Origin of the sequence: Streptomyces sporangiiformans (assembly GCF_005768555.2) — a bacterium.
Lineage (GTDB): Bacteria > Actinomycetota > Actinomycetes > Streptomycetales > Streptomycetaceae > Streptomyces > Streptomyces sporangiiformans.
Genome location: NZ_VCHX02000239.1, coordinates 1 through 3,032 on the forward strand (window position 1 = coordinate 1; position 3,032 = coordinate 3,032).

General features: G+C 72.6%; 1 protein-coding gene. It reads right to left on the reverse strand.

Going from position 1 to position 3,032, the window contains the following annotated elements; genetic code table 11:
• A partial coding sequence (locus FGD71_RS35145; RefSeq protein ID WP_205571180.1) for a type I polyketide synthase occupies positions 1–2,927 on the reverse strand: 2,927 nt, incomplete at its 3' end.
• Between the last annotated feature and the right edge of the window lie 105 nt (positions 2,928–3,032).

Here is a 3,032-nt window from a genome sequence, read left to right on the forward strand (position 1 = left end):
CCGTCCCCACCCTCCGACAGCAGCCGCCACAACCCCTCCGGAGAATCCACCCCACCCGGAAAACGACACCCCATCCCCACGATGGCGATCGGGTCGTTCCCCATGCCCGTCGCGTCGGACGTCCTCGGCTGCGCCGTCGCCGACACAGCCGTCTCGCCGAGCAGGGACAGTTCGTCGAGCAGCAGCTCCACGACGGCGGCCGGAGTCGGATGGTCGAAGACGAGCGTGGCCGGCAGCCGCAGACCGGTGGTCCGGGCGAGCGTGTTGCGCAGTTCCAGGGATGTCAGCGAGTCGACGCCCAGGTCACCGAAGGCGCGTTCGAGGTCGACCGTGGCGTCGGAGCCGTGGCCTAGGACGGTCGCCACCGCAGTGCGGACGGTGTCGTGCACGACGGACCGGCGGTCCTTCTCGGGCAGCTGGGCGAGGGTGTCGCGGAACCGAGCTGATGTGCCGGCTCCGGCGGCCGCGGCCTGCCGGAGGTGTGTGAAGCCGGCCAGTGCACGCAGCACGGTCGGCACGTTCGACGGATCCTCGCGGAGGGCGGGGATGTCGATGCGTACGGGCAGAGGAAGTCCCGTGGGACGGTACATGCACCTGTCGAAGAGGGTGAGCGCGGTGTGGGTGGGCAGCGCCCGGACGCCGCCTCGGGCGATGCGGCCGCGGTGCGGACTGCCCAGTCCTCCGGTCATCGCGCTGTCCTCTTCCCACAGTCCCCAGCCGATGGCGACGGCGGGCCGGCCGTCGGACCTGAGGTGAAGGGCGAACGCGTCGAGGAAGGCGTTGGCGGCCGCGTAGTTGCCCTGGCCGGGACCACCGAAGGTGGCGGCGGCAGAGGAGAACAGGACGAAGGCCGACAGTCCGAGGTCCCGGGTGAGCTCGTGCAGGTTGACGGCGGCATCCGCCTTCGGCCGGAGGACGGCGGCGAGGCGTTCCGGTGTGAGCGATGTGATCACGCCGTCGTCGATCACGCCTGCCGCATGCACCACCGCGCCCAGTGGGTGGTCCGGCGGGACGGTGGCCAGCAGGGCGGCCAGTGCGTCGCGGTCGGCCACGTCACAGGCGGCCACGGTGGCCCGCGCCCCCAAGTCCTCGACGGCGCGGATGAGTTCGGTCGCGCCGGGCGCGTCGGCGCCTCGGCGTCCGGCCAGCAGCAGGTGACGTACGCCGTGCTCGGTGACCAGGTGCCGGACGACGGCTGCGCCCACGGTGCCGGTTCCACCGGTGACGAGGACGGTCCGTTCCGGGTCGAAGGACGGAGTCGGGCCGTGCGGCTCGGATCGGCTCCGGGAGTGGACGAGTCGGGGTACCAGTACGTGGCCGTCCCGCAGGGCGCTCTCGGGCTCGTCGTACCGCAGTGCCTCGGCGATCTCCTCGGCGGTCGGGACGTCCGCATCCGTGCCCGTGTCCAGCAGCAGGAATCGTCCGGGGTTCTCGGACTGTGCGGACCGTACGAGTCCACGGACGGAGGCCGCCGGCAGGTCCCGTATCGTCTCGTCGGGCAGCACGGCAACCGCACCCGAGGTGACGAGAGCCAGGCGGGAGCCGGCGAATCGCTCGTCCGCGAGCCACCTGTGCAGGAGTTCCAGTGCCTGCGCGGCGGCCTCGTGGACAGCTTCGGCCAGTGCGGTGCCGTCACCGGGAGCAGGGGTCGTGCGCCAGGGCACGGCGACGAGCTCGGGGACCGGAGCGCCGCCTTCGACGGCGGCCAGCAGGTCGTCGAGTCCGCCGTACACGGCTACGTCCGCCGGGACGTTCTGGATCGGCCCCTTGGGGCGCATCCACTCCACGGTGAAAAGGTCGTCTCCGTCCGCGCCCGCGTCCCTGTGCGCGGCGTCCGGGAGGTCGGTCTCGGAGAGCGGCCGCACGGTCACCGCCTCGGCCGTCAGGACGGGGGCGCCCGTCTCGTCCGCCAGCTCAAGCGTCAGCGCACCGTCACTGTCCGGGCGCGGCTCCATCCGTATCCGTACGGACTCGGCACCGACCGCGCACAGGGTCAGGCCCGACCAGAGGGAGGCGTAGGGAGCTTCGTGACCCAGCGCGGGCAGGGCCAGCAGGCCCGCTTCGAGCAGGACAGGATGCACGGTGAACCGGGCGGCGTCGACGCGCTGCGCCTCGGGCAGCACCGCCTCGGCGAACACTTCGTCACCGCGTCGCCAGACAGCCGTCAGGCAGCGGAACGCCTCGCCGGGGTCGACGCCCTGGCCCTCCAGCGTGCGGTACACGTCGTCCACCGCGACGGGAGCCGCGCCCGGCGGAGGCCAGGCGCCGAGATCCGTACCGGGCTCGGCGTCACTCCGTGCCGTGGCGGCCGTGAGGAGACCCCGCGCGTGCCGGGTCCAGGGGTGGTCCTGGTCCTGGTCCTCTTCCCCTGCCTCGGCCGGGCGGGAGTGGACAGTGAAGGACCACCGGCCGTCCTCACCCACAGGCTCCACCACGGTCTGGAGCTCGACGGCCGCGTTCTCGGGGAAGAACAGCGGTCGCTCGACGGTGAGTTCGGCAACATGGTGAACGCCGACGTGCCGACCGGTGTGCAGGGCGAGGTCGGCGAAAGCGCCGGAGGGCACCACGGCGGTGCCGAAGGCCGTGTGGTCGGCGAGCCAGGCGTGGGTACTGCGCGAGAGGCGGCCGGTCGACACGACGGCGGACGACTCCGCCAGGGTGATGGCCGCGCTCAGCAGCGGGTGGCCGGTGCTGCGTGTGGGGCCGCTCTGGTCCGGGTCGAGCCAATAGCGGCGCCGCTGGAACGCGTACGTCGGCAGGGCGACGGCCGGACGGTCGCCGGGGATGACGGTCGGCCAGTCCACGGCGGCACCGTGTGTGTGTAGTCGGCTCACTGCGGTGAGCAGGGCCGTCGGCTCCTCCCGCTCCTTGCGCAGGGCGGGCACGAAGACGCAGTCGTCACCATCCGGCACGCAGGTCTGGGCCATGGCAGTCAACGTGGCGTCCGGCCCCAACTCCACGAACCGGGTCACCCCGTGCTCCGCCAGCCACGCCACCCCATCGGCGAACCGAACCGCCTGGCGCACATGCCG